General features: G+C 75.4%; 4 protein-coding genes and 1 tRNA gene. 3 read left to right on the plus strand and 2 right to left on the minus strand.

All coding sequences use genetic code 11. The annotated features are described in order from the left end of the window. Positions 1-47: 47 nt before the first annotated feature. Complete coding sequence (locus tag AC1DUQ_RS16875) at positions 48-257, minus strand: hypothetical protein (RefSeq protein WP_477074181.1); 210 nt, start codon at positions 255-257, stop codon at positions 48-50. A gap of 125 nt (positions 258-382) precedes the next feature. Between AC1DUQ_RS16875 and AC1DUQ_RS16880 the strand changes: the two genes are divergently transcribed. After that, the gene (locus tag AC1DUQ_RS16880) at positions 383-1,771 is read left to right on the plus strand and encodes an APC family permease (RefSeq protein ID WP_477074182.1); all 1,389 of its coding nucleotides are present in this window, start codon (positions 383-385) and stop codon (positions 1,769-1,771) included. Here the strand turns inward: AC1DUQ_RS16880 and AC1DUQ_RS16885 are convergent. Then, positions 1,733-1,805 (minus strand) — tRNA-Arg (locus AC1DUQ_RS16885). The genes AC1DUQ_RS16880 and AC1DUQ_RS16885 overlap by 39 nt on opposite strands. Before the next feature lie 119 nt (positions 1,806-1,924). Between AC1DUQ_RS16885 and AC1DUQ_RS16890 the strand changes: the two genes are divergently transcribed. Continuing rightward, on the plus strand, positions 1,925-3,691 hold the full coding sequence (locus AC1DUQ_RS16890) for a GTPase (RefSeq protein WP_477062748.1): 1,767 nt from the start codon (positions 1,925-1,927) through the stop codon (positions 3,689-3,691). Then, positions 3,688-5,172, plus strand: coding sequence for a GTPase (locus AC1DUQ_RS16895; protein ID WP_477062747.1), 1,485 nt, complete (start codon positions 3,688-3,690; stop codon positions 5,170-5,172). The genes AC1DUQ_RS16890 and AC1DUQ_RS16895 overlap by 4 nt, the downstream gene beginning before the upstream one ends. Positions 5,173-5,367: the final 195 nt, after the last annotated feature.

A 5,367-nucleotide genomic window follows, 5' to 3' on the forward strand; every position in this document is an offset into this window, starting at 1 on the left:
GACCGGAACCCCTGGTGGGGATCGGCCCGCGCCCGCCGCGGAGGGGGTCAGTGCGCGCTGACGGCGTCGACGAGGGTCGTCGAGCGGGTCGTGGCGCGCCGCGGATCCGGAGGTCGACCGATGTTCTCGGCCGGCTGTCTGACGTGCCGCGCGGCGGCGCGGACGCGTGCCTGGTGGGACTGAGCGAGGCGCTGGGAGTGGTCCTGGCGCGCGAGCTCGAGGGAGATGGTCGGGTTCACGGTGTGCTCCTCGGGCATGACGGTGTCCGGGCGGAATGCCCGGGCTATCGGTGGTGTAGGAGTACTGGACCACGTGTCAGATACCGCCGTCACCGGATTATTCGGCCCCTTTCGTCCGACTTCCGGTGGCGGGATCTCGACGGATGACGCCCGTCTGCCGGGTGGATCGTGTCGGTGGGCCAGGGGAGGCTGCAGGGGTGCCCACTCCCGCGCTCGCAGCCCCGTCGGTCGTCGCGGGACAGCCGCAGATCGGGCTGGCTCTCGGGAGCGCCCTGTACATCGCGTCGGTGCTCGGCACCGGGATCCTGCTGCTGCCCAGCCTCGCCGCGCGTGCGGCCGGACCGGCCTCGCTGGTGGCGGTCGCCGCGGTGCTCGTCGCGAGCGTGCCGCTGGCCATGACGTTCGCCGCGCTGGCCACCCGGCACCCCGACTCCGGCGGCGTGGCGACGTATGTGCGGCTCGCGCTGGGCGCCACGGCGGCGCGGATGACCGGGTACTGGTTCTTCTTCGGTGTCTGCGCCGGGGCGCCCGTGGTGGCGCTCCTCGGCGCGCAGTACGTGGTGGCGATGCTCGGCGCCACCCAGGCGCAGGTGTACCTCGTCGGCGTGGCGTTCCTGGTCCCGCCGCTGGTCACCAACGCGGTCGGTCTGCGCCTCGCCGGACCTGTCCAGCTCGCGCTGACCGGCGCGCTCGTGGTGCTCGTCGTCGGGGTCGTCGTCGTGTCCCTGCCGGCCTCCGACCCCTCGACCCTCGTGCCGTTCGCCCCGCACGGCTGGGCCGGCGTGGGGGCCGCCGTGAGCCTGTTCGTCTGGGCGTTCGCCGGGTGGGAGGCGGTCACGCACCTGGCGGGGGAGTTCCGGGACCCGCGGCGGACCATCCCGCGGGCGACCGCGATCGCGCTGGTGGTGGTCGGCGTCGCGTACCTGGCCCTCCAGTACGTGACCGTCACGGTGCTCGGCGACGCGGCGTCGTCGTCGCAGGTGCCGCTGATGGACCTCGTCGACGTGGGGCTCGCAGGTGCGGGCCGGGTCGCGGTGGCCGTCGTCGCGGCGATCGTCACGCTCGGGGTGCTCGGGACCTATCTCGGGGCCTTCGCCAAGCTGGGCGCGTCGCTCGGCCGGGACGGTGACCTGCCTCGGTGGGTGGCACGCGGTGCGCAGCCGGGCGGGGTGCCGCGGCGGGCGCTGCTCGTGGTCGCAGGCCTGGTCGCCGTGTACTTCGTCATCACCGTGGCGACCGGCGGGGACCTCGAGCCGTTCGTGCTCGTGCACACCAGCTGCATGGTCGCCATCTACGCCACGGGCACCGCCGCCGCCGTCCGGTTGCTCGACCGCGGGTCTCCCGGGTGGTGGGCGGCAGTCTGCGCGTGCGTGCTCGCCGCGGGGCTGGCCGCGCTCGCGGGGTGGCACCTGCTGGTCCCGCTGGGGCTCGCCGTGGTCGCGGTGGCGGTCGGTGCGGCCCGGGCGAGGGGCGGCTGGACCGCGGTGGATGGGCGCCCCCGGCAGGACTCGAACCTGCAACCGACGGATTAGAAGGCCGTTGCTCTATCCGTTGAGCTACGGGGGCCGGACGTGCGCCCACAGCCTATCCGCGCAGCATCGGATCCTTCGTTCCGGGACGAACCGCTCGCAACCGACCCGCGTGGCGCGTTTTGCCAGGTCAGATCGCACCGCGACAATGGGCGCGTGAGCGCACAGCCCGGCACCGCGCCAGTGCAGCCTGTGCCGACCGCGCAGCCGCTGGCTCCGCACGCACGTCACGCCGCCTCCGACCCCCGCGACGTCCTCGCGCGGCCGCTCGCGGCGACCTCCCTGCTGGACGCCGTGCGGGACCTGCGCCGCGACGTGGAGCGCACCGGCTTCCCGCTCGAGATCGACGGCATCGTGTCCGCGCGAGCCTCCCGGGCCCGACTGGTGGACCAGCTCGGCGAGCACCTGGTGCCCCGTCTCACGGAGCTCTCGGCGCCCGCCGTGGTGGTGGTCTCCGGATCGACCGGCGCAGGCAAGTCGACGCTGGTGAACTCCCTGGTGGGGACCGAGGTCAGCACCGCGGGGGTGCTGCGGCCGACGACCCGGCGGCCGGTGCTCGTGCACAACCCGCTCGACGCGGAGCTGCTCTCGCACCACCCTGTCCTGGAGTCCGTGAGCGTCGTGGCGGACGAGAACGTCCCGCGGGGGATCGCCCTGCTGGACGCCCCGGACCTCGACTCGGTGCTGGAGTCCAACCGCGAGTCGGCGCACCGCCTGCTCGAGGCGGCCGACCTCTGGCTCTTCGTCACCACCGCCGCGCGCTACGGCGACGCGCTGCCCTGGCGGGTGCTGCAGGGGGCCGTCGACCGGGGGGCCTCCATCGCCATGGTGCTCAACCGCGTCCCGCCGGACTCCCTGCCCACCGTGCGCGGGGACCTGCTCGACCGCCTGCGCGGGCACGGGCTGCAAGGTTCGCCTCTGTTCGTCGTTCCCGACCTCGGCCCGCACGAGGGCCTGCTGCCCGCCACGGTCGTCGCCCCGATCCGTCGCTGGCTGGCGATGCTTGCCGGGCCCGACCGTGCGCGCACCGTCATCGGCCGGACGCTGCGCGGCTCGCTCGCCGCGCTGCGGCCGTGGGTCGACGAGCTGGCGGAGGCCGTGCAGGCTCAGGCGGACGCGGCGAGCGCGATCGCGGCGGTCCTCGACGAGGCGGTCGTGGGGCCGACGGCGCAGGTGTCGGCATCGATCCGGGGCGGTGCGGTCGCGGACGGTGCGGTGCGGGCGCGGTGGGCGGAGCTCGCGTCGGACGCCGGCCCTCTCGGGCGGGTCGTGCGCCCGTCGGGTCGCATCCGCGGGTCGGCGCGGGAGGGCCGCGCACGGGTCACCGCCATCGGGCCGTTGATCGAGGACCTGACGCGGTCCGCGGCAGCCACSCTGACCTCCGCGGGTGCGCAGACCGAGGAGGTCCTGCGGTCCGCGCTCACCGGACCCGACGGGCCCGAGGGCGGCGTGTCCGTGGATGCCGCGTGGACGTCGGCCGCGCTGCGGACCGGCCGGCGGAGCGCCGCCGAGCAGGCAGCGCGCGGCTGGATCGCCCAGGGACCACGCGTGGTGCGGGCTGCGCTGACGCACGGGCCTGCGGAGTCGACACCCGAGGGCACCTCTCGGGGACGTCGCGACGTCGCGCGCGAGGTCCGTCGTCGTCGCAAGGCGGAGAGCGCGCTCGGTGACGAAGGGCTGGCCGCCGTGGCGCTCGCCGCGGCCTCCGGCGTCGTCGAGGCCCGGGACCTGCTGGTCGACCTCATCGACACCGCGGGGGAGCGAGCCGTCACCGAGCTGCGCGACGACCTGGTCGCCCGGGTGGCGGGGCAGGTGGCGGTCGAACGCGCAGCCGTGGGTGAGGTCCTGGCCGACCCGGACCTCGCCGAGGACGCCGCATCGCGGTTGCGGCTGCGGCTCGCCGTGCTGAAGGGGCTGACGTGAGCGCGGCCACCGTCGGCCAGCGGAACGACGACACCGCCGCTCTGACGGCCCGGGTCGACGCGCTGGACCGTGCCCTGGCGGTCGGCGGCGCGCGCCTGGCCCCGGCCGTGGTGACCCGGGTGGCCTCGACGGTGGACAGCGTGCGGGAACGGCTCGAGCTCGGCGTGGACCACACGGTCGTCGCGCTGGTCGGAGGGACCGGGTCGGGCAAGTCGAGCCTGTTCAACGCGATCTGCGGGCTGGACTTCGCCGACGTCGGGGTGCGCCGGCCGACGACCTCGGAGATCACGGCGTGCGTGTGGGGCGACGAGGGCGGTCCCCTGCTGGACTGGCTCGGCGTCGTGCCGGACCGCCGGATCGAGCGCGAGAGCCTGCTGGACGGCGAGAGCGAGGCACCGCTGCGCGGCCTGGTCCTGCTCGACCTGCCCGACCACGACTCGATCGCGCCCGAGCACCGCGAGGTCGTCGACCGGCTGCTGCCGCAGGCCGACCTGCTGGCCTGGGTGGTCGACCCCCAGAAGTACGCGGACGACGCCCTGCACAGCGGCTACCTGCGCCGGCTGGTCGGGCACGAGTCGTCGATGGTGGTGGTGCTCAACCAGGTGGACACGGTGCCGCCCGACGTCCGGCCCGAGCTGGTCGCGGACGTCGAGCACCTCCTCGTCGACGACGGGCTCACGGGGGTGCCGGTCCGCGAGGCCTCGGCGCGCACCGGCGAGGGCGTGAACGTCCTGCGGGAGCTCCTGGCCACGGTCGTCGGGTCTCGGTCTCTGGCTGCCCGCCGGGCGAGTGCCGAGCTCAACGACGCGGCTGCGCTGCTGGCGGCGGAGGTCGCCGCGCGCGAGCCCGCTCCGGCCGCGCTCTCGGTCACCGACGTCGTGGACCGGTTGTCCGCCGCGATCGGCCTGCCGGCCGTGGCGTCGGGCGTGGGAGCGGCCGTGCGCGGTCGGACGTCGGCGACCCCGGGGTTCGGCGCGGTGCAGGAGGACGCCGTCGGGCTCGCCCGGGCGTCATGGCTCGAGGCGGTCACGCCCGGGCTGCCCCGGCGTTGGGGGCAGGACGTCTCCTCGCGCGTGGCGTCGACCACCGAGATGCGGCTCGCCGTGACGGACGCGCTCACGCAGCTGCCCCTCTCGTCACGGCGGTCCGCGCTGGCGTTGAGCCTGACGGTCGCCGCCGTGCTGCTCGGTGGGGCGGCTGTGCTCGTCGGGTCGATCGCGGTCGGGTCGCTCATCGGGGCCGGCGAACCGAGTGCCTGGGCCGCCGTGGTGGCGGTCGTCCTCGTCGTCGCCTGCGTCGTGGCAGCCGTCGGGGCCGGTGCCGCACGCCGGTCGGCAGCGCGGAGACGGTCTGCCCGGGTGCTGCAGGACGGGCGGGCGGCCCTGGAGAACGTGGCTCGCGCGCGGCTCGCCGTCCCGACCGAGGCTGTGCTGGCCGAGCACCGGACCGTACGCGAGCTGATCGCCGCCGCCACGGGCTGACCCGCCCACAGCCCACGGTGCTGACGCCCTCTCCACGGGTCGTCTGCCGCTGCCCACAGGCGGCGTGCCCGCAGCCGACCCTGGTCGCACGAGCCCCGCACCCGCCGGGGCGCACGGCACCGGAGGAACCCCATGAGCTCGCAGTCCTTGGACCTGACCGTCGTCGGGTGGATCGGCACCGAGGTGCGGATCCAC

It is taken from the genome of Cellulomonas sp. P4_B5_2 (assembly GCF_056402235.1).